Annotated in this window: 19 protein-coding genes and 1 pseudogene; 15 read left to right on the top strand and 5 right to left on the bottom strand. The window is 62.8% G+C overall.

Annotated features, from left to right (window positions below; translation table 11 throughout):
* The 9 genes and pseudogenes from rseP (at position 1) to lpxB (ending at position 8,514) form a co-directional block, all read left to right on the top strand.
* Entirely contained in the window at positions 1-1,332 is a 1,332-nt protein-coding gene (rseP, locus tag QNO18_RS12735) for an RIP metalloprotease RseP (protein ID WP_283177955.1), read from the top strand.
* Positions 1,333-1,445: 113 nt separating this feature from the next.
* Positions 1,446-1,610 carry a hypothetical protein gene (locus QNO18_RS12730; protein ID WP_283177954.1) on the top strand — a complete coding sequence of 55 codons (165 nt, stop codon included), beginning with the start codon at positions 1,446-1,448 and terminating at the stop codon, positions 1,608-1,610.
* Between the two features lie 387 nt (positions 1,611-1,997).
* Positions 1,998-4,397: an outer membrane protein assembly factor BamA gene (bamA, locus tag QNO18_RS12725; RefSeq protein ID WP_283177953.1), complete on the top strand. Its 2,400-nt coding sequence runs from the start codon at positions 1,998-2,000 to the stop codon at positions 4,395-4,397.
* A gap of 25 nt (positions 4,398-4,422) precedes the next feature.
* Positions 4,423-5,103: an OmpH family outer membrane protein gene (locus tag QNO18_RS12720; protein WP_283177952.1), complete on the top strand. Its 681-nt coding sequence runs from the start codon at positions 4,423-4,425 to the stop codon at positions 5,101-5,103.
* Between the two features lie 148 nt (positions 5,104-5,251).
* Complete coding sequence (gene fabZ / locus QNO18_RS12715; RefSeq protein ID WP_092901673.1) at positions 5,252-5,725, top strand: 3-hydroxyacyl-ACP dehydratase FabZ; 474 nt, start codon at positions 5,252-5,254, stop codon at positions 5,723-5,725.
* 3 nt (positions 5,726-5,728) lie between these two features.
* Positions 5,729-6,534: pseudogene (gene lpxA / locus QNO18_RS12710) on the top strand (acyl-ACP--UDP-N-acetylglucosamine O-acyltransferase).
* On the top strand, positions 6,531-6,653 hold the full coding sequence (locus QNO18_RS25675) for a hypothetical protein (RefSeq protein WP_349293859.1): 123 nt from the start codon (positions 6,531-6,533) through the stop codon (positions 6,651-6,653). The pseudogene lpxA and the gene QNO18_RS25675 overlap by 4 nt, the downstream one beginning before the upstream one ends.
* On the top strand, positions 6,641-7,351 hold the full coding sequence (gene lpxI, locus QNO18_RS12705) for a UDP-2,3-diacylglucosamine diphosphatase LpxI (RefSeq protein WP_349293858.1): 711 nt from the start codon (positions 6,641-6,643) through the stop codon (positions 7,349-7,351). Before QNO18_RS25675 ends, lpxI begins: the two co-directional genes overlap by 13 nt.
* Complete coding sequence (lpxB, locus tag QNO18_RS12700) at positions 7,348-8,514, top strand: lipid-A-disaccharide synthase (protein ID WP_283177951.1); 1,167 nt, start codon at positions 7,348-7,350, stop codon at positions 8,512-8,514. Before lpxI ends, lpxB begins: the two co-directional genes overlap by 4 nt.
* Before the next feature lie 122 nt (positions 8,515-8,636).
* Here lpxB and mnmA read toward each other — a convergent pair whose 3' ends face one another.
* Positions 8,637-9,776, bottom strand: a complete 1,140-nt coding sequence (mnmA, locus tag QNO18_RS12695) for a tRNA 2-thiouridine(34) synthase MnmA (protein ID WP_283177950.1) — start codon at positions 9,774-9,776, stop codon at positions 8,637-8,639.
* Positions 9,777-9,931: 155 nt separating this feature from the next.
* Between mnmA and QNO18_RS12690 the strand changes: the two genes are divergently transcribed.
* The 5 genes from QNO18_RS12690 to QNO18_RS12670 all read left to right on the top strand — a co-directional run bounded on the left by QNO18_RS12690 (position 9,932) and on the right by QNO18_RS12670 (position 15,831).
* On the top strand, positions 9,932-10,210 hold the full coding sequence (locus QNO18_RS12690) for a DUF1153 domain-containing protein (protein WP_092897661.1): 279 nt from the start codon (positions 9,932-9,934) through the stop codon (positions 10,208-10,210).
* Between the two features lie 111 nt (positions 10,211-10,321).
* Positions 10,322-11,035: a response regulator transcription factor CtrA gene (ctrA, locus tag QNO18_RS12685; RefSeq protein WP_283177949.1), complete on the top strand. Its 714-nt coding sequence runs from the start codon at positions 10,322-10,324 to the stop codon at positions 11,033-11,035.
* Between the two features lie 153 nt (positions 11,036-11,188).
* Positions 11,189-13,471 carry an NAD-dependent DNA ligase LigA gene (ligA, locus tag QNO18_RS12680; protein WP_283177948.1) on the top strand — a complete coding sequence of 761 codons (2,283 nt, stop codon included), beginning with the start codon at positions 11,189-11,191 and terminating at the stop codon, positions 13,469-13,471.
* Entirely contained in the window at positions 13,468-15,558 is a 2,091-nt protein-coding gene (recG, locus tag QNO18_RS12675; RefSeq protein ID WP_283177947.1) for an ATP-dependent DNA helicase RecG, read from the top strand. Before ligA ends, recG begins: the two co-directional genes overlap by 4 nt.
* 150 nt (positions 15,559-15,708) lie before the next feature.
* The gene (locus QNO18_RS12670; protein WP_283177946.1) at positions 15,709-15,831 is read left to right on the top strand and encodes a hypothetical protein; all 123 of its coding nucleotides are present in this window, start codon (positions 15,709-15,711) and stop codon (positions 15,829-15,831) included.
* Positions 15,832-15,991: 160 nt separating this feature from the next.
* On the opposite strand, the gene QNO18_RS12665 is transcribed toward QNO18_RS12670, so the two are convergent.
* Positions 15,992-16,432, bottom strand: coding sequence for an iron-sulfur cluster assembly scaffold protein (locus QNO18_RS12665; protein WP_283177945.1), 441 nt, complete (start codon positions 16,430-16,432; stop codon positions 15,992-15,994).
* 91 nt (positions 16,433-16,523) lie between these two features.
* Here QNO18_RS12665 and hisI point away from each other — a divergent pair, with 91 nt between their 5' ends.
* Entirely contained in the window at positions 16,524-16,883 is a 360-nt protein-coding gene (gene hisI, locus QNO18_RS12660) for a phosphoribosyl-AMP cyclohydrolase (protein WP_283177944.1), read from the top strand.
* Positions 16,884-16,912: 29 nt separating this feature from the next.
* On the opposite strand, the gene gluQRS is transcribed toward hisI, so the two are convergent.
* Genes gluQRS through QNO18_RS12645 form a run of 3 tightly spaced genes read right to left on the bottom strand, consistent with a single transcriptional unit; the run spans position 16,913 to position 19,453 of the window.
* A complete protein-coding gene (gluQRS, locus tag QNO18_RS12655) occupies positions 16,913-17,746 on the bottom strand; it encodes a tRNA glutamyl-Q(34) synthetase GluQRS (RefSeq protein ID WP_283177943.1) in 834 nt (277 codons plus the stop codon).
* Positions 17,734-19,062, bottom strand: coding sequence for a methylenetetrahydrofolate--tRNA-(uracil(54)-C(5))-methyltransferase (FADH(2)-oxidizing) TrmFO (trmFO, locus tag QNO18_RS12650; RefSeq protein ID WP_283177942.1), 1,329 nt, complete (start codon positions 19,060-19,062; stop codon positions 17,734-17,736). Before trmFO ends, gluQRS begins: the two co-directional genes overlap by 13 nt.
* A gap of 40 nt (positions 19,063-19,102) precedes the next feature.
* Complete coding sequence (locus QNO18_RS12645; protein ID WP_283177941.1) at positions 19,103-19,453, bottom strand: DUF6614 family protein; 351 nt, start codon at positions 19,451-19,453, stop codon at positions 19,103-19,105.
* Positions 19,454-19,542 lie beyond the last annotated feature (89 nt).

Here is a 19,542-nt window from a genome sequence, read left to right as displayed (position 1 = left end):
ATGGATATCCTCGGATTGCTCACGGGGGCCGCCTGGTCGGTCGTCTTCTTCATTGTTGCGCTTTCGATCATCGTGGCGATCCATGAATATGGCCATTACATCATCGGACGCTGGTCGGGGATACATGCCGAGGTCTTCTCGCTGGGCTTCGGGCCGGTGCTGCTGTCGCGGGTGGATAAGCGCGGCACGCGCTGGCAGGTCGCAGCGATTCCCTTTGGCGGCTATGTGAAATTCCTCGGTGATGCCGATGCGGCCTCTGTCCGGTCCGAAGTGCCTTCGGGGCTGAGCGCGTCTGAGCGCCGCCATACGATGGCGGGTGCACCGCTCTGGGCGCGGGCTTCGACCGTGCTGGCGGGGCCGGTGGCGAATTTCATTCTGACCTTCGCGATCCTGCTGGGCACGGTATTGTTCAACGGCATATCGCTGGACCGGCCTATCGTGGGCAGGCTGGTGCCGGTGCCCGGGGTGCAGACGCTGCAGGAGGGCGATGTCATTCTCGCGCTTGGCGGGCGGGCTACACCGGACAATAAGAGCTTTGGCGAAGCGATGCGGGCCTTGCCGCGCACAGCCGAGGTGGAATTCCGCGTCGAGCGGGACGGTCAGGAACTGACGCTGCTGGCGCCGCATCCGCAGCCCGGCCTGATGGGCGGCGTGCAGGTGAAATCGGCCGCGATTGATGCTGGTCTTCAGGCCGGGGACGTGGTGGTCAGGGCAGATGGCAAGGAGATCAATGCGTTTGAGGATCTGGCGGATATCGTGCGCGGATCGAATGGCCGCACCCTGCCGCTGACGGTCTGGCGCGACGGTCGTACCTTCGATCTGGAACTGACGCCGCGTTCGCGCGATGTGCCGCGCGCGGCGGCTGACGGCGGCGGTTTCGAGAGCCGCTGGCTGCTTGGTGCTTTTTCCGGCATGACCTTTGAGCCCGCGAGCCGCCCTGCCGGCGTCTGGGAGGCGGTCACAACCGCCGCCAGCGCGATGTGGAATATGACCACAACGACCTTCTCGGGCCTGTGGCATATGATCGTCGGGCAGATTTCGACCTGCAATATGTCGGGCGTGATCGGCATGGCCGAAACCATGGGAGACGCGGCGAAAACCGGGACCATGGGCTTTTTGAGCATGCTCGCGGTGCTGTCGCTGGGGGTCGGGATCCTGAACCTGCTGCCGATTCCGGTGCTCGATGGCGGCCATCTTGTGTTTCACGCCTTTGAGGCAGTGACGGGCAAACCGCCCTCGGACGGGGCGCTGCGGGTTCTGATGACGGTGGGGCTGACACTGCTTCTGTCGCTGATGGCCTTTGCCCTGTGGAATGACGTCACCTGCGTCTGACATTGACGGCGGTGGCCGGGGCGGTTTTCCCGGCACCGCCGGATCTTGCGCGATTTGCGCCATAGTCTCGCCAGATTCACGGCCTATCCCTCTGCCTAACAAGAGGTGATGCTATGCAGATGGTTGAACGCACTTTCCCGGGTCTTGTCCTGCTCGCCAGGATCAATTTCGACCGTATTTTCACCATGGGAACGATTGTCGTGGGCCTTCTTGCCGGCGCGTTTCTTGGATCCGCCATTCTGGGCTATTATGCGGCGCCCTTGCAAATTACGCCCTGAGCCGGTGCAAGTGGTGAGGCCAGGCAGATTTCCGCCGCTTGCTGACTGCTCTGTGTTTTAGCGCCATTGGTGAGAAATGATCTGAACCCGGCTCTTTTGCGCCGGGTTTTCGCTTTTTCGGCGAACAGGCAGCGGGGATGGCGGCGGGAATCCCCCGGTCCGGGCGCGCATTTCTGCCGATTTCTCAGCATATCGATGCATTCGATCTGGCTGCAGCTTCCTGCGGGTTGTGCTGCCCTTAAGTTGCCTGCCTCGTCTGCGGCGATCAGTGGGGCGACATACTATATCTGCCAGACTTATCCACAAGGACCGCAGGCTTTTGACAAGGGCCAGCTTTGTCGTTAGTCAGACACAGGGAAATTTCTACTGCGGAGCGCGTGGCAGGTCATGGTGAAAAGCTCGATCCGGAAACAGCAGCGCGCCAGTGGTATTGCCGGTGGCCGCAAAAGGGTTGCCGGGGTCACGCTTGTGACTGCGGTTCTGCTCGGATCGGTGGCCTCGACGCCGGTCTGGCTGAAGCCCGCCTTCGCCCAGGTTTTCGCCTTCTCAGCGGTGAAGGTCGAAGGAAATGAGCGCGTCGATGCCTCTACCATCCTGTCTTATGCAGGGATCAGCCGGGGCCAGGAGGTTTCGGCCGGGGCGCTGAATGACGCCTATCAGCGCATCAATGGCTCGGGCCTTTTTGAGACGGTCGAGATCGTCCCGCAGGGCAATACGCTCGTGATCAGGGTGAAGGAATATCCCTTCATCAATGTGATCAGCTTTGAGGGCAATAAGCGCATCAAGGACGACGACCTCGCGAAACTGGTCAAGTCACAGACGCGTCACGTCTTCTCGCCCTCGACGGCAGAAGCCGATGCCGCAACCCTGGCTGAGGTTTACCGCCAGCGGGGCCGTATCGCCGCGACCATCAACCCCAAGGTCATCCGTCGCGATGGCAACCGGGTCGACCTGGTGTTCGAGATCACCGAGGGCAAAGTCGTCGAGATCGAGCAGCTTTCCTTTGTCGGGAACCGCGCCTTCTCGGACCGCCGGCTGCGCCAGGTCCTGCAGACCAAACAGGCGGGGCTTTTGCGCCAGATCATCCAGCGCGACACCTATGTCTCGGAACGGATCGATGTCGATAAGCAGCTTCTGACCGAATTCTACCGCTCGCGCGGCTATATCGATTTCCAGGTGCTTGACGCATCGGCCGAAGTCTCGCGCGAACGCGATGCAAGCTTCGTGACCTTCACCATTCGGGAAGGTCAGCAATATTCCATCGGCGCGATCTCTACCGTGTCCGAGGTCGAAGGCGTTGCTGCCGACGATTTCGCGGCGGTGCAGAAGATCCGGGCGGGCCAGACCTGGAGCCCGGCGCTGATCGACAACAACATCGCCCGGATGGAGAACCTCGCCCTGAAGAAAGGGCTGAATTTCGTTCGAGTCGAACCCCGTATCACCCGGGATGACCGCAACCAGCGCGTCAATATCGAATTCGCGGTGGTGCGTGGCGAAAAGATTTTCGTCGAGCGTATCGATATCGAAGGCAATGCCACCACGCTGGACGAAGTCGTCCGCCGTCAGTTCCGCAGCGTTGAAGGCGACCCCTTCAACGCGCGCGAGATCCGTCAGTCGGCGGAGCGTATCCGCGCGCTCGGCTTCTTCTCGGATGCACGGGTCAATGCGGAACCGGGCTCGGCGCCGGACCAGGTGGTCGTGAATGTCGATGTCGATGAACAGCCGACCGGCTCGCTTGGCTTTGGTCTGAGCTATTCGGTCGAATCCGGGGCCGGGATCTCAGTGAATTTCTCGGAATCGAACTTCCTTGGCCGCGGACAATCGATTGCGGCCAGCGTCGCAACCACGTCGGATAATCAAAGCTCGTCCTTCTCCTTCACCGAACCCTCGCTGTTCGGCCGGGATCTTAGCCTTTCCTTCGGCCTGTTCTATCGTACGACCGATTCGGATTATGCGCTTTACAACACCCGCAGTGCCGGCTTCTCGCTTTCGCTTGGCTTCCCGCTTGGCGAACAATCCCGCCTCAGCCTGCGTTACCGGCTCAGCCGGGACGATATCTTCGATCTCGACGCGGATGAATACGACAACAGTACCGTTCCGCCGACGCCGATCTCCCTGCGTTCGCCGATTCTGAAGGATGAAGTCAGCCGCGGCGCGCTGACCTCGTCGTCCATCGGCTATACCTATGAATATGACAGCCGCATCACCGGGCTTGATCCGACGCGCGGCCTGTTGTTCCGCTTTGGCCAGGATATCGGCGGGCTTGGCGGCGACACCAAATTCCTCACCACATCGCTTTTCGCCATGGGCGAGCAGAAGATCTGGAACGAAGAAGTCACGATTCGGGCGATCTTCGAAGCAGGGCATCTCCAGGATCTTGGCGATACTGGCACCCGCGTGACCGACCGCTTCTTCCTGCGCGGCAAGATGCGTGGCTTTGAGCCCAACGGGATCGGCCCGCGTGACGGCACCGATCTCGAAGATGCACTCGGCGGCAATGTCTTTGCGGTGGCGCGGTTCGAATCGGAATTCCCGGTTGGCCTGCCCGAGGAATATGGCATCATGGGGGCTGCCTTCCTCGATATCGGCTCGGTCTGGAGCCTTACGGACAAAGCCGGCCTTGCCGGGCCCATCGATGACAGTTTCAAGCCGCGTGTTGCGGTCGGTGTCTCGGTTCTCTGGGATACGCCGGTGGGGCCGCTGCGATTCAACTTTGCCAAGGCGCTCAAGAAGGAAGACTACGATAAAACGCAGTCCTTCGACCTGACCGTTTCGACCAAGTTCTGAGATGGCGGCGCCGGCGCTCCGGGGGATGATGCTGGCAGGTCTGGCACTGCTGCCGGTCTGGGCTGGCGTGGCTTTTGCGCAAGACGCCGAAGCCCTTTCGGCACCCGGTGGGGCAGAGACCGTCCCCGACACGGCAGCGGGCGAGACTTTCGCACTTTTGACCCTGAACCAGGCGGAGCTCTTTGAAAAATCCGCCTGGGGGATGGCCGCAACGAAGGCGGCGGAACAGGCGGCTGCCGAAGTCAGCGCTGAGAACCGCGCCATCGAGGCCGCGCTGGAACAGGAAGAGCGTGATCTGACGGCGAAACGCGCCGGCATGACAGCCGAGGCATTCTCGGTTCTGGCGCGCGATTTCGACACCAGGGTCGAGGACTTCCGCCAGTCGCAGGATGCGAAAGTGCGCGCGATCAACCGGAAGCTGGACGAGGACCGCAAGGTATTTCTCGATCGCTCGGTGCCGCTGATGGTTGAATTGCTGGATGAATATGGCGCAGTGGCGATCATTGGCGATGATGTACTGATTCTTTCGCGTTCCTCGGCGGATGTGACGCAGCGCGCGATTGCCCTGATGGATCAGCGTCTGCCGGCGCCCGACGCCGCTCCGGCGGATGGGGAGGGCGAAGGGCAGGGCGCAGAGGGCGGTTCAGACCCCCTGCCTGCGCCGGTTCAGGATCCGGCAGCCGGGACACCTGCGCCTGCACCGTGAAAGCCGAACCGGGGCGGGCGTCCTGGGCGCTCTTTGCCGGCGCTGTTCGCCGGAACTTGCCCCGCAGCTATCAACTTGGTAGCAGTCGGAAAACCGCGCGAAACCGCTGCGGATATCAGCCCTATGTGACAGGAGGAGGATGCGCCAGATGGATGCCAATACGGAAGCCAGGGCCGTCACCAATGCCGATCTGGATCTGATCCAGCGGATTATCCCGCATCGTTACCCGTTTCTGCTGATCGACAAGGTCCGCGATGTGGTGATCAACGAATCCTGCGTCGGCGTGAAATGCGTCACCTATAACGAGCCGCAATTCACCGGCCATTTCCCGGGCATGCCGATTTTCCCCGGTGTGATGATCATCGAGGCGATGGCACAGACCTCGGGCGTGCTGGTGGGGCTGTCGATGGATCTGGTCGACAAGAATGCGAAAGTGTTCTTCATGGGCGTCGACGGTGTGAAATTCCGCCGCAAAGTGGTGCCCGGCGATGTGCTGGAACTGCATGTGAAAGCGCTGCGTGGCGGCGGCAAAGTGTGGAAATTCTCGGGCCGCGCCACGGTCGATGGTGAACTGGCCTGTGAGGCTGAATTCACCGCAATGTTCGACCTGCCAAAGGCCTGATCCATGTCCATTCACGGAACCGCTGTCATCCACCCTTCTGCCGTGATCGATGACGGCGCCGTGATTGGCCCTGATTGCTTTATCGGCCCGTTTTGCGTGGTCGGCCCGAGGTCACATTGCAGCGCGGGGTCGAGCTGAAATCCCATGCGGTTGTTACCGGCTGGACCGATATCGGCGAAGAAACCACGATCTGGCCCTTCGCATCCGTGGGCGAAGTGCCGCAGGACCTGAAATTTAAGGGCGAGCGCACCCGGCTGGAAGTCGGCGCCCGCTGCCGAATCCGCGAAGGCGCCACGCTGAACACCGGCACCGAAGGCGGTGGCGGGGTGACGCGCGTTGGCGATGATTGTCTGCTGATGACCGGCGTCCACATCGGCCATGATGCGATTGTCGGCAATCGGGTGGTGATGGCGAATAATGTCGCCATCGCCGGACATTGCCATATCGGTGATGATGTGGTGATCGGCGGCCTTTCCGGCATCCATCAGTTTGTTCGCATCGGGCGCGGCGCGATCATCGGCGCGGTGACCATGGTCACCAATGACGTGATCCCCTATGGCCTCGTCCAGGCCCCGCGTGGCGAGCTGGACGGGCTGAACCTTGTCGGGCTGAAACGGCGCGGCGTCACCCGGGCCGAAATCACCCAGCTGCGCGCCGCCTTCCAGATGCTGGCCCAGGGCGAGGGTACCTTCCATGACCGCGCCGAGCGTCTCGCGGAAGATTTCGACGCCGTCCATGTGCGCGAGATCAGCGAGTTCATCCTCTCGGCCAGCGACCGGTCGTTCCTGACGCCGAAAGGCGCGAAATGAGCGTCGCGATCATTGCCGGGCGTGGCGCGCTGCCTGCCGCGCTGGCGCAGGCGGCGCCGATACGCCCCTTTCTGGCCGCGCTGGATGGGTTCCCCCCGAAGGGCTGGTGCCCGATCTGACCTTCCGGATCGAACGCCTCTACCCGTTCTTTGCCGCTTTGCATGAGGCGGGGGTCACCGCCGTCTGTTTCGCCGGTGCCGTGCAGCGCCCGCGGCTTGACCCGGCGCTGTTTGACCCGATCACCGCGGGTATCGTGCCGCGTCTGATGGCCTCTCTGGCCCAGGGCGATGACGCGACGTTGCGCGAAGTGATCGCGCTCTTCGAGGAAGACGGATTTTCGGTGATCGGCGCCTCCGATCTTGCGCCCGCCCTGGTGCCGCAAGCCGCGTTTTATGCCGGCGAGGTTCAGCCCCGCGACCGTCAGGATGCGGCGCGCGCCGCGCTGATCGCCGAGGCGCTTGGCCGGGTCGATGTTGGCCAGGGCTGTGTCGTGCAACAGGGGCTCTGCCTCGCGACCGAGACACTGGCCGGGACCGACGCGATGCTCGCAGGCGTGGCTGCCTTGCCCGCCGGGCTGCGACCCGAGGCGCCGCGCGGGCGCGGGCTGCTTTATAAGGCGCCAAAACCCCTGCAGGACCGCCGTATCGATCTGCCGGCGCTTGGGCCGGTCACCCTGGCTCAGGTGGCTCAGGCCGGTCTGGGCGGCATTGTCTGGGAGGCCGGTGGCGTGATCTGTCTCGACCTGCCCGCAATGCAGGCGGCGGCGCGGGAGGCAGGGCTTTTCCTCTGGGCGCGTCAGCCCGGAGAACCCGCGTGAAATTCATCCTGATTGCCGGAGAGCCCTCGGGCGACCGGCTCGGGGCCGCGCTGATGGCCGGGCTGAAGGCGCTGCTGCTTGGGGCGCGGTTCGAAGGCGTCGGCGGCCCGGCCATGCAGGCCGAGGGGCTGGAAAGTGCCTTCCCGATGGAAGAGCTCTCGGTCATGGGCATTGCCGAGATATTGCCGAAATATTTTCACCTCAAACGGCGGATCCGCCAATGCGCCGATCTGGTGCTGGCTGAGCGACCGGCGGCCCTGATCACCATCGACAGCCCGGATTTCTGCCTGCGCGTGGCGCGGATCGTGAAAGAGGCCGCGCCGGAAATCCCCACGATCCATTATGTCGCGCCCTCGGTCTGGGCCTGGCGCCCGGGCCGCGCCGCCAAGATGGCGGGGGTGATCGACCATGTGCTGGCGCTTTTACCCTTTGAGCCGCCCTATATGGAAGCCGCCGGGATGAGCTGCGATTTCGTGGGCCATCCGGTGGTCTCTGAGCCGGTTGCCAGCACGGCGGAGGCGGTGGCCTTCCGTGCTGCGCATGGCATTGCCCCTGACGCGCCGCTGCTTGCCGTTCTGCCCGGATCGCGCCGGGGCGAGGTCAGCCGGCTTCTGCCGCCATTTGGTGAAACGGTGGCGGGGCTTGCTGCATCCTGTGCTGGCCTGCGGGTGATCCTGCCAACGCCGACCCATCTGATGCCGGTTGTCTCGGAGGCGGTAGCGCATTGGGCCGCTGCGCCGGTCATCCTCAGGTCCCCCGATGTCGCGACCCGCACTGCTGCCTTCGCCGCAGCAGATGCCGCACTGGCCGCATCCGGCACGGTAAGCCTGGAACTGGCAGCGCAGGATTGCCCTATGGTGATCGCCTATGACATGGCGCCGCTGACGCTCTGGCTGATGCGGCGGATGATCCGGATCGATACCGTGACCCTCGTCAATCTCGTTTCCGGGACCCGGACAGTGCCCGAATTCATCGGCCGCGATTGCCGCGCGCCAAAGCTCGTCCCGGCGCTGGCCGCACTTCTTTCGGGAAAATCAAAGGGACAGGAAGCGGCAATGCGCCTGACAATGGAGCGGCTCGGCCGTGGCGGCGAAGGCCCCGGGTTGCGCGCCGCGCGCTCGGTTCTGACCTTTTTGCAGGTTGATACCGCGCAACTGCGCTGACGCGCATGCCTCCGGCGGGGATATTTAAGGACAGATGAAAAGGGTAACCTCTTTCATCAGTCTCTAAATATCCCGGGGGTGAGGCTCCTTCAGGAGCCGAGGGGGCAGCGCCCCCTCTCTGTTTAACGCCCGCGCCAGATCCAGCCGCCGCCATAAATGCGGCTTCCCTCATTCGCGTAGAACACGCAGGCCTGGCCGGGGCTGACACCATCTTCCGGTTCAATCAGCTCCACTTCGGCTTCTGTTGCCGAGATCGGACGGATGATTGCCGGGCGCGGCGCGCGGGTCGAACGCACCCTGGTCAGCACGTGCCATTCCGGCTGGCTCTCAAAGGGTGCATCGCCCAGCCAGTTGATTTCCCGCACCGGGATCACCCGGGTCGAGAGCGCCTCTTTTGGCCCGACTACGACCCGACGGTTTTCGGCATCGAGTTTCACCACATAAAGCGGCTCGCCGAGCCCCCCGATCCCCAGACCTTTGCGCTGGCCGATCGTGTAATGGATCACGCCACGATGCGCGCCCAATACCTTGCCGGAGAGATCGACGATCTCGCCGGGCGAGGCCGCATCGGGCCGCAGCTTCTCGATCACGCTGGCATAATTGCCGTTCGGGACAAAACAGATGTCCTGGCTGTCGGGTTTGTCGGCCACCGGCAGACCGTATTTTGCCGCCAGGGCGCGGGTCTCTGCCTTGGACTGCAGGTGGCCCAGCGGGAAGCGCAGGTAAGAGAGCTGCTCCGGCGTGGTTGAGAACAGGAAATAGCTCTGATCGCGGTTCGGATCGGCGGCCGAATGCAGCTCTGGCCCGGCACCGCCCAGTTTGCGCTGGATGTAATGGCCGGTCGCCATGCAATCGGCCTCCAGCTCTTTCGCAGTGGCGAGCAGGTCCTTGAACTTCACCCTCTCATTGCAGCGGATGCAAGGCACAGGCGTCGCCCCAGCCAGGTAGGCCTCAGCAAATTCCTCGATCACCGCCTCGCGGAAGGTGTTCTCGTAATCCAGCACATAATGCGGGAATCCCATCGTCTCGGCCACGCGCCGCGCGTCATGGATGTCACGACCGGCACAGCAGGCGCCTTTCTTTGCCAGCGCGGCCCCGTGGTCATAGAGCTGCAGCGTCACGCCGACGACATCATAGCCCTCTTCCTTGAGCATCGCCGCCACGACAGAGCTGTCGACACCGCCCGACATGGCGACGACCACGCGGGTATCTTGTGGGGCCCGGTCAAAGCCGAGCGAGTTGAGCCTGGTATCAAAGGGCATGGCAGCGTCGGGGCATGGGAGGGTCGCCGATGGGGAAAGGTTCCGGATTAGCCCGGAATATATGAAAAGCTTTCCTACTCTCAAGGTGCGGGTTCAGCAATGTTTAAGGGTAACTGGTCAAATCTGCCTGAACCAGACAGCGAACGGAAACCGCGATGTATCTCAGACGAGTTGACGGCCCGAGGCAGGTGACCTTGCCGGATGGCTCCATTCTGACCCGGGCGGATCTGCCCGCGCCAGAGACGCGACGCTGGGTTGCCAGCCGCAAGGCGACGGTTGTGCGGGCTGTAGCACATGGGCTGATCACGGCCGAAGAGGCGCGCGAGCGGTATTCACTGTCAGAAGAGGAATTCCGGCTTTGGTGTGACGCTGTCGAAAAACACGGAGAGAAGGCGCTGAAAGTCACGTCTATTCAAAAATTCAGACAACTTTAGATTGTATTGGAATTTCTCTCTGGCAAGCTGTGCGTGGTAACCATGCATTAACCAGGGGATGCGAGTGTCGTTAACGAAAATGACCTGACAGCCCGGACCGGAGATTTCCATATGCGTATTTTACTTGTCGAAGACGATCCAACAACATCGCGCAGTATCGAACTGATGTTGACCCATGCCAACCTGAATGTCTATTGCACCGATATGGGTGAGGATGGGATAGATCTCGCCCGACTTTATGACTACGATCTGATCCTGCTTGATCTCAATCTGCCCGATATGAGCGGGCATGAGGTTCTTCGCCAGATCAGGCTCGCGCGCGTAGAAACGCCTATCCTGATCCTGTCCGGATCGGACGATACCGAGAGCAAACTCAGGGGGTTTGGCTTTGGCGCCGATGACTATCTGACCAAACCTTTCCATCGCGAAGAACTGGTGGCGCGGATCCATGCGATCATCCGCCGCTCAAAAGGACATAGCCAGTCCACAATCCGGACCGGGCTGATCACGGTTAATCTCGATGCCAAAACCGTTGAATCCGAAGGCAAGGCCGTTCATCTGACCGGCAAGGAATATCAGATGCTTGAGCTGCTTTCGCTGCGCAAGGGAACCACTCTGACAAAAGAGATGTTCCTTAATCATCTTTATGGCGGCATGGATGAGCCGGAGCTTAAGATCATTGATGTGTTTATTTGCAAATTGCGCAAGAAACTGAGCGAAGCCACCGGCGGCGAAAGCTATATCGAGACCGTCTGGGGGCGCGGATATGTGCTGCGCGATCCGGAAGGGGACCGCAGCGGCGGACGGCTCGCGGCAACGGCCTGATCGGGCACGAACCAGATTTGCCCGGGCAAGGCCGCTGTCCTGCGCTCGCGGAGTGACGGGGTTCGGCACGGCTGAGCCGGTGCCAGGCGCGTGAGGTGCTTTACCTCCTGATGGTCAGGTCCTAGGTTCGGGCCGAGCCGGGCGGAGGGGGCAATGGAAGCCAGAGCAGTCGAAGATCTCAGTGAAGCAGAGGCCCTGGCCGAGCTGAATATGCTGGCGCAACAGCTTGCCGGCGCGAATCATGCCTATCACGCTGAAGATGCTCCGGTGATCAGCGATGCGGAATATGATCAGCTGAAGCGCCGCAATGCGGCGATCGAGGCGCGCTTTCCCGCGATGAAACGGGCTGACAGCGCCAGTGATCAGATTGGCGCGGCGCCGGCGGAAGGGTTTGGCAAGGTTTCGCATCGCGTCGCAATGCTCAGTCTCGAAAATGCGTTCGATGACAGCGATGTCTCGGATTTCGACGACCGGGTGCGGTCCTTCCTCAACCATTCCGGCGGGGTGAGCTATACTGCAGAGCCGAAGATCGACGGGCTCTCGCTTTCCTTGCGCTACGAATCGGGGCGGCTGGTCCAGGCCGCGACCAGGGGCGATGGCGCAACGGGCGAGAACGTGACCGCGAATGCCCTCACGATTGCCGATATCCCGCATATGGTTTCCGGGGCCCCGGACATTATGGAGGTGCGGGGCGAGGTCTATATGTCCCATGGCGATTTCGCGGCGCTGAACAGCCGCCAGGCAGAACTGGGGGAAAAAACCTTCGCCAATCCGCGCAATGCGGCCGCTGGCAGTCTGCGCCAGCTCGATGCGCGGATCACCGCGAGCCGCCCGCTCAAATTCTTCGCCTATGCCTGGGGGGAGGTGTCGGCGCCCCTCGCCAACAGCCAGTCGGGCGCGATCCGGCGCCTCGCGGAACTGGGGTTCCAGACCAATCCCCTGACGCGGCTTTGTGCGGGGCCAGAGGACATGCTGGCGCAGTATCGCCATATCGGTGAATTGCGGGCCGGGCTTGGCTATGACATCGACGGCGTGGTCTATAAGGTTGACGATCTGGCGCTGCAGGCGCGGCTGGGGTTTCGCTCCACCACGCCCCGCTGGGCGATTGCGCATAAATTCCCGGCCGAACTCGCCTGGACCTGGCTTGAGGCCATCGACATTCAGGTCGGCCGCACCGGCGCACTCTCGCCGGTTGCACGGCTGGTGCCGGTGACGGTGGCCGGTGTGGTGGTCTCGAACGCCACGCTGCATAATGAGGATTACATCCATGGCCGCAACTCGGCCGGCGAAGAGATCCGCGGCGGCAAGGATATCCGGATCGGCGATTTCGTCCAGGTCTACCGCGCCGGTGATGTGATCCCGAAGATCGCGGATGTCGATCTTACGAAACGGCCCGAAGGCGCGATCCCCTATGCCTTCCCCGAGACCTGTCCGCAATGCGGCAGCCCGGCGATCCGTGCCCCCGAAGACTCCGTGCGTCGCTGCACTGGCGGACTGATCTGTCCCGCGCAAGGTGTCGAAAGGCTGAAACATTTTGTCAGCCGCAACGCGTTTGACATCGAGGGCCTCGGCGCGAAACAGGTTGAGCTGTTCTATCTCGATGACCTTTTGCCAGTGAAAACGCCGGCTGATATCTTTACGCTTGAGGCTCGTGACACTGCTAACCCGCTGCAAAAGCTGAAGAACCGTGATGGGTTTGGCGAGACCTCGGTCAGGAAGCTCTGGGCCGCGATCGACGAACGCCGGACGATCGGATTTGAACGCTTGCTCTTCGCGCTTGGCATCCGTGATGTCGGTGAGGTGGCGGCGCGCGATCTGGCGCGGCACTACCAGTCCTGGACCACCCTGGCATCGGCCATCGACATCGCCCATCCGGCCGCTTTGCGCCAGATCGCGGCGGATGAGGCTGAGGCGGAAGAGCGTATCGCCGCCCGTGACGCGGGGCGGCGGGCGCAGCCGGCAAAGGCCCGTGCGGTGATCTGGGATCAGGATCCGCTGGACCCGGCGACGCTTGTCGCCTGGCAGGAGCTTTTGTCGATCGACGGGATCGGCGCGGTTCTGGCGGTCTCGCTGGTGACCGCGCTGGCGCCTGGCGGGCATGAGCGCCAGGCGGTCGATGATCTCGTGGCTCAGCTTAAAGAGATCACGCCGCCTGCGAAACGGGCGACTCAAAGCCCGGTGGCGGGCCTGACCGTCGTTTTTACAGGCTCGCTTGAGAAAATGACCCGGGCCGAGGCTAAGGCCCGCGCAGAATCGCTCGGGGCGAAGGTTGCCGGCTCGGTTTCAGCCAAAACCGATCTTCTGGTGGCCGGGCCCGGCGCCGGCTCCAAGCTGAAGGAAGCGGCAAAGCTAAACATCCGCACGCTCGACGAGGATGGCTGGCTCGTGTTGATCGGTGATCTGGCGGCTGGTCAGCCAGGAGATACCGGCGCATGAGCCGTCCTGAGGCGCTCTTTCCGCTTTTCGCGAATCTGGAGACGCTGGACGGCGTCGGTGCGAAAAGCGCGAAGGCGTTTGAGGGGCTGGCGGTCAGCCGCCCGAAGGATCTTTTGTACCTGCTGCCTTACAGCGGCATCGACCGCAGTCTGCGCGCCGGCATTCGCGACTATGTTTTGCCCACAACTGTGACCATCGCGGTCGAGGTGCTGCGCCATCAACCGGGGCGCACCCGTTCGGCGCCGACAGTGGTGCAGTGCCGCGACGATGAGGGCGCTGCGCTGGAACTGGTCTTCTTCCACGCGCGTGGCGACTATTTGCAGCGCATCCTGCCGGAGGGCGCGCGCCGTGTGATTTCCGGCAAGGCCGAGGCCACTGATTTTGCGATCCGCATCGTGCATCCTGATCACATGCTGGCGCCGGAAGAGGCGGGAAACCTGCCGGGATGGGAGCCGGTCTATCCGCTGACGGCAGGTATCACGCAGAAAACAGTGCAAAAAGCGATGGTGTCAGCGCTGGCGCGGCTGCCGGATCTGGCGGAATGGATCGACCCCGGGCTGATGGCGCGCGAGGGATGGCCCGCCTGGTCTGCCGCGATCGCGCAGGCCCATCGTCCCGCAAGCGCGCAGGATCTGGCGGCGGAAGATCCGGCCAGGGCAAGGCTCGCCTATGATGAACTTTTCGCGCATCAGCTGACGCTGTCGCTTGCGCGGGCGCGGATGCGGCGCGGGCGCGGGATGCAGAGCCGGGGCGATGGAGGCCTGCGCGCGCGGCTTTTAGCCGGCTTTCCCTATCGGCCCACAGCCGCGCAGGAGCGTGCGGTGACCGAGATCGCCGCAGACATGGCCGCGCCGTTGCGGATGAACCGGCTGTTGCAGGGCGATGTTGGCGCCGGGAAAACGCTCGTGGCGCTGATGGCGCTGGCGGTTGCGGTCGAGGCGGGCGGGCAGGGTGTGCTGATGGCCCCGACCGAGATCCTCGCGCGCCAGCATTATGAGGGGCTGGCGGATCTTGCAGGCCAGGCCGGCATCCGGATGGAGCTTCTGACCGGACGCGACCGGGGCAGTGAACGGGTGGCCAAACTGGCGGCTCTTGCGGCCGGAGAGATCCAGATCCTGGTCGGCACCCATGCGGTTTTCCAGAAAGATGTGGTCTTTCATAATCTTCGTCTCGCGGTGATCGATGAACAGCATCGCTTTGGCGTGGCGCAGCGGATGGAGCTGGGCGCCAAGGGCGAGGCGGCGGATGTGCTGGTGATGACCGCGACACCGATTCCACGCAGCCTTGCTTTGGCCTCTTACGGCGATATGGATGTCTCGGTGCTGGATGAAAAACCGCCGGGCCGCAAACCGGTCAGGACGGTGCTGGTCACCACAAGCCGGATCGACGAGGTGGTGGCCCATCTGGCCCAGGCGGTGGCGGGCGGGCGTCAGGCCTATTGGGTCTGCCCGCTGGTTGAGGAAAGCGAGCTCGTTGATCTGGCCTCGGCCGAGGAGCGGTTTGCCCATCTGCGCGCCGCTTTGGGTGAGGGGCGGGTCGGGCTGGTCCATGGCCAGATGCCGCCCGCGGCCAAGGATGCCGCTATGGCGCGGTTTGTCGCTGGCGAGACCGGCGTTCTGGTCGCGACGACGGTGATCGAGGTCGGGGTCAACGTGCCCAACGCCTCGATCATGGTGATCGAACGCGCCGAGACCTTTGGACTTGCGCAGTTGCATCAGCTCCGGGGGCGGGTCGGCCGGGGAGCGGCGGAATCGACCTGCCTGATGATGTATCAGCCGCCGCTGAGCGAAAGCGGCGAGCGTCGTCTCAAGACCCTGCGCGATACCGAAGACGGTTTCCGTATCGCCGAGGAAGATCTCGCGATGCGCGGTGCCGGGGATCTGATCGGCACCGCGCAATCGGGCCTGCCCAGATTTCGCGTCGCCGATCTGGAACGGCAATCGGCGCTGATGGCGGTGGCGCAATCGGATGCGCGCAAGCTTTTGCACGATGATCCGACGCTCGACAGCCCGCGTGGTAAGGCGGCACGACATCTTTTGTGGCTGCTGGATCAGGACCGGGCGATCCGGCTTTTGACGGTCGGCTGAACCCGTATTCGGGGGCGCGGAGGCAGCCTCCGCATAAGGTGCAACACCTGAAACCTGTTATGTTCGCGAATGTTCCACTTTAGTTCTTTACTACTCATGAATCATATGAGAACAATAGGGCAACAAAACAGAGAGCAGGAGGAAGTGAAGATGATCGCCCGACTGAAAGCCGTTCGCCGCAGCGCAGATATCCGCGCGGCCGAGGATATTCTTGGCGTATTCGCTCTCTTCGCACTTTTGTTTGTTGCGCTCGCGCTGCCCGTCGCTGGTTAAGCGCATCCGAGTTTCTGCCTGCGGTCTGACCCCTGACATGCACCGGCCTTCTCTGTCCCGATCCGAAGGCCCCTGATCTGCACCTGTCCCGCAGATCCCCGCATGTCCCAGACACGCTTGACTTCCGCCGCCGTCGTATCCCGACGCGCGGCGGTTTTTTTTAGGCCTGCCGGGCTTTGTCGACGGCTTCGCAGGCGGCGTCGAGCACCAGCAGGATCGAGGCGTGACGATTGCGAAACTCCCGCGCCGGGGTCAGCACCGCGTAAAGATCGAAAGGCGCGGGCGGCGGTTCGGCGCCGTCTTTCAGCATGGCAGCAACGGCGTCGCGGACCTGATGGAGCTCCTGAGCGCTGCGCCCGATTACGGCACGGCCAAAAATCGCGGCAGAGGCCTGGCCGAGGGCACAGGCCCGCACCTCTTGCGCATAATCCGCAACCCGTCCGTCCTGCAGTGTCAGATCGACCGTCACGGTCGATCCGCAGGTGGGGGAGCGCTTTTTCGCGCTGCCCTGTGGCGCATCAAGCCGTCCGGCCAGCGGGATATTCGCAGCCAGGTCGAGAATCTTACCGGAATATAGCGAGATCAGATCGCTGTCGCTCATCGCTGTCGCCTTTGCCGATAGGCTGCCCTTGTGGCTTGCCTTGCCTGACGTCTATGTAATCGGACAGAGCGCCCGCGCCAAGGAGAAGACCATGAGCTTTGATCCCGCCAGTCTGAAATTCGATGCCAATGGGCTGGTGGCCTGCATCGCCCAGCAGCATGACACAGGCGAGGTGCTGATGCTGGCCTGGATGAACGCGGCAGCCGTGGCGAAGACGCTGGAGACGGGCAGGGTGACCTATTGGTCGCGCTCGCGCCAGGCATTCTGGATCAAGGGGGAAAGCTCGGGCCATGTGCAGCGGCTGGTCGGGCTGCGGGTGGATTGTGATCGTGACTGTCTGCTGGCGCTCGTGGATCAGACCGGACCGGCCTGCCATACCAACCGGCGGTCCTGTTTTTATACCGGGGTCGAGACCGGGGATGAGGTTGAGCTGATGCAGCCGGTCCGCTGAGGCTGGTCTGCGCCTCCGGCAGGCGTATTTCAGTCAGGGGAAACGGGCAGGCCGAGCATCTCGCGGATATCACCGGGCGTGGCACCATCCTCGCGGTATTTTGCCAGCGCCCGGGCGTCATCGCGCTTGGCGAGCCGTTTGCCGCTGTCGTCACGGATCAGGCGGTGATGGTGCCAGAGTGGTTGTGGCAGGCCGAGCAGGCGGATCAGCAGCGCATGGATGAAGGTGGCCTCGAACAGGTCTTCGCCACGGGTGATTTCGGTGATGCCCTGGGCAGCATCATCGGTCACGACGGCAATGTGATAAGAGGTCCCTATGTCGCGGCGCGCCAGAACAATATCGCCGATCTCAGCGACCATCTGCGCAGCATTGCGGCAATGAAGGCCCGGCCGGCGACCGCTATCGGTGAAGGTGACGTCGCCGGCACGCGCCATGGCTTTCGCCATATCGAGGCGGATCGCGCCGTCCTTATGACCGGCATGGCGGCAGGTGCCGGGATAGACCGGTCCATCCGGCCCGGTCACAGGCGCGCCTTCCTGTGGCGCCGACAGAGAGGCGCGAATATCACCCCTGGTACAGATGCAATGATAGGTCATGCCGGTTTCTGTCAGCTTATCAACGGCTTGACGGTACAGGTTGAGGCGCTCTGACTGCCGCAGGACCGGGGTTTCCCAGTGCAGTCCCAGCCAGCTGAGATCGTCAAAGACGGCGGCCTCATAATCGGGCCGCGCGCGGGCGGTGTCGATATCCTCGATCCTGAGAAGAAAGCGATCTCCGCGCGCGGCGGCGGTCAGCGCGGCGAAAGCATGGCCCAGATGGAGCGGCCCGGTTGGCGACGGCGCGAAGCGGGTTACCCGAGCCATTCTGTGAAAGCGTCTTTCGCGCGATCGGTATAGGCCTTGTAGCGATCCTTGCGACCCCGGCGCCCGCCTTTGGCGTCAATCGGGGGGAAGAGGCCGAAATTGACATTCATTGGCTGGAATGTCTTTGCCTCGGCACCACCGGTGATATGGGTGATAAGCGCGCCCATCGCAGTGTCCGCAGGCGGTGGCGGCAGATCCTGGCCCTTGATTTCCGCTGCTGCCATACGGCCGGCGAGCAGGCCCATTGCCGAGGATTCGACATAACCCTCGACCCCGGTGATCTGGCCGGCGAAACGGATATTCGGCCGCGACTTCAGTCGCATCCGGTCATCAAGCAGCGTCGGCGAGTTGATGAATGTATTGCGATGGATGCCGCCGAGACGGGCAAATGATGCATTCTCAAGGCCTGGAATCATTTTGAAAACAGCAGTTTGCGCGCCGTATTTCATCTTGGTCTGGAAGCCCACGATATTATAGAGCGTCCCGAGCGCATTGTCGCGGCGCAGCTGAACCACCGCATAGGCTTTGGTTTCGGGATCATGTTCATTGGTCAGGCCGACCGGCTTCATCGGGCCAAAGCGCAGCGTTTCGCGCCCGCGTTCGGCCATGACCTCGATCGGCAGGCAGCCATCGAAATAGCCCGCCGTTTCACCTTCATGGAATTCGGTTTTCTCGGCGGCGAGCAGCGCGTCGATGAAAGCCTCATATTGCTCCCGCGTCATCGGGCAATTGAGATAGGCCTTTTGTTCCTCTTCAGTCTCGCCCTTGTCATAGCGCGACTGGCGCCAGGCGACCGACATATCGACCGATTCCGCGTAGACGATAGGCGCGATGGCGTCGAAAAAGGCGAGGCTGTCTGCTCCGGTTTCGGCGCGGATTGCTTCTGCCAGGGCGCCGGAGGTCAGCGGGCCGGTCGCGATGATCCAGTGACCATCTTCGGGAAGGGCACGGATCTCACCGGGGTCGAATGAAATCATCGGATGCGCGCGCAGCCGTTCTGTCACCGAAGCCGAAAAGGCGTCGCGGTCAACAGCAAGTGCGCCACCTGCCGGCAGGCGGTGACGGCGGGCCATTTCCATGATCAACCCGCCCGCCGCCTGCATTTCCCAATGCAGCAGGCCGACGGCATTCCGTTCATCATCATCCGAGCGGAAGGAGTTCGAGCAGACCATTTCGGCGAAGTCGCCGGTGCGATGCGCGAAAGTGCCCACAGAGGGGCGCATTTCGTGCAGGACGACCGGGACGCCGGCCTCGGCCGCCTGCCAGGCGGCCTCGGATCCGGCCATGCCGCCGCCGATGATGTGGAGCTTTTCCATGGCTCGCGATGTAGCCCTGCCAGGGCGACAGTTCAACTCCTCAGATCAGGGCGACACGTTCGCGTTGCGCAGGATCGGGCCAGGGCCGGTAGAGACCGATATCGGCATGGGCGATCATGCCATGCATCTGGTCGTAGCGGCGCAGCGCCTCATCATCGCTGGCAGCGAGACCGGCGAAAGCTGTGTCGAGGCCGGCAAGGCCAGGCAGCTCAATCTCCAGCAGGAAATCGGTATGCTGCCCCGAGGCCAGTCCCAGTTTGCGACGCAGAAGCCGCCAGTCGCTCACCAGGCCCTTGCCACGCAGATGATCCATCCAGGCGGCGACGGCAGCCGCGAATGCCAGGGCCCGTGCCTCTGGCCGCAGCTCGATCAGGCAATGGTAAAGATGCACCGCTTCCTCCCTCGGGCCATCCGCCCGCATCGAGTGAAACAGCGAAGATTTACCATCGGGTTAAAATGAAACGGCCCGCCACAGGGGCG

Source organism: Gemmobacter sp. 24YEA27 (assembly GCF_030052995.1).
Lineage (GTDB): Bacteria > Pseudomonadota > Alphaproteobacteria > Rhodobacterales > Rhodobacteraceae > Pseudogemmobacter.
Note: the sequence above shows the minus strand (reverse complement) of the source record. Positions and strands in the feature narration are given on the sequence as shown.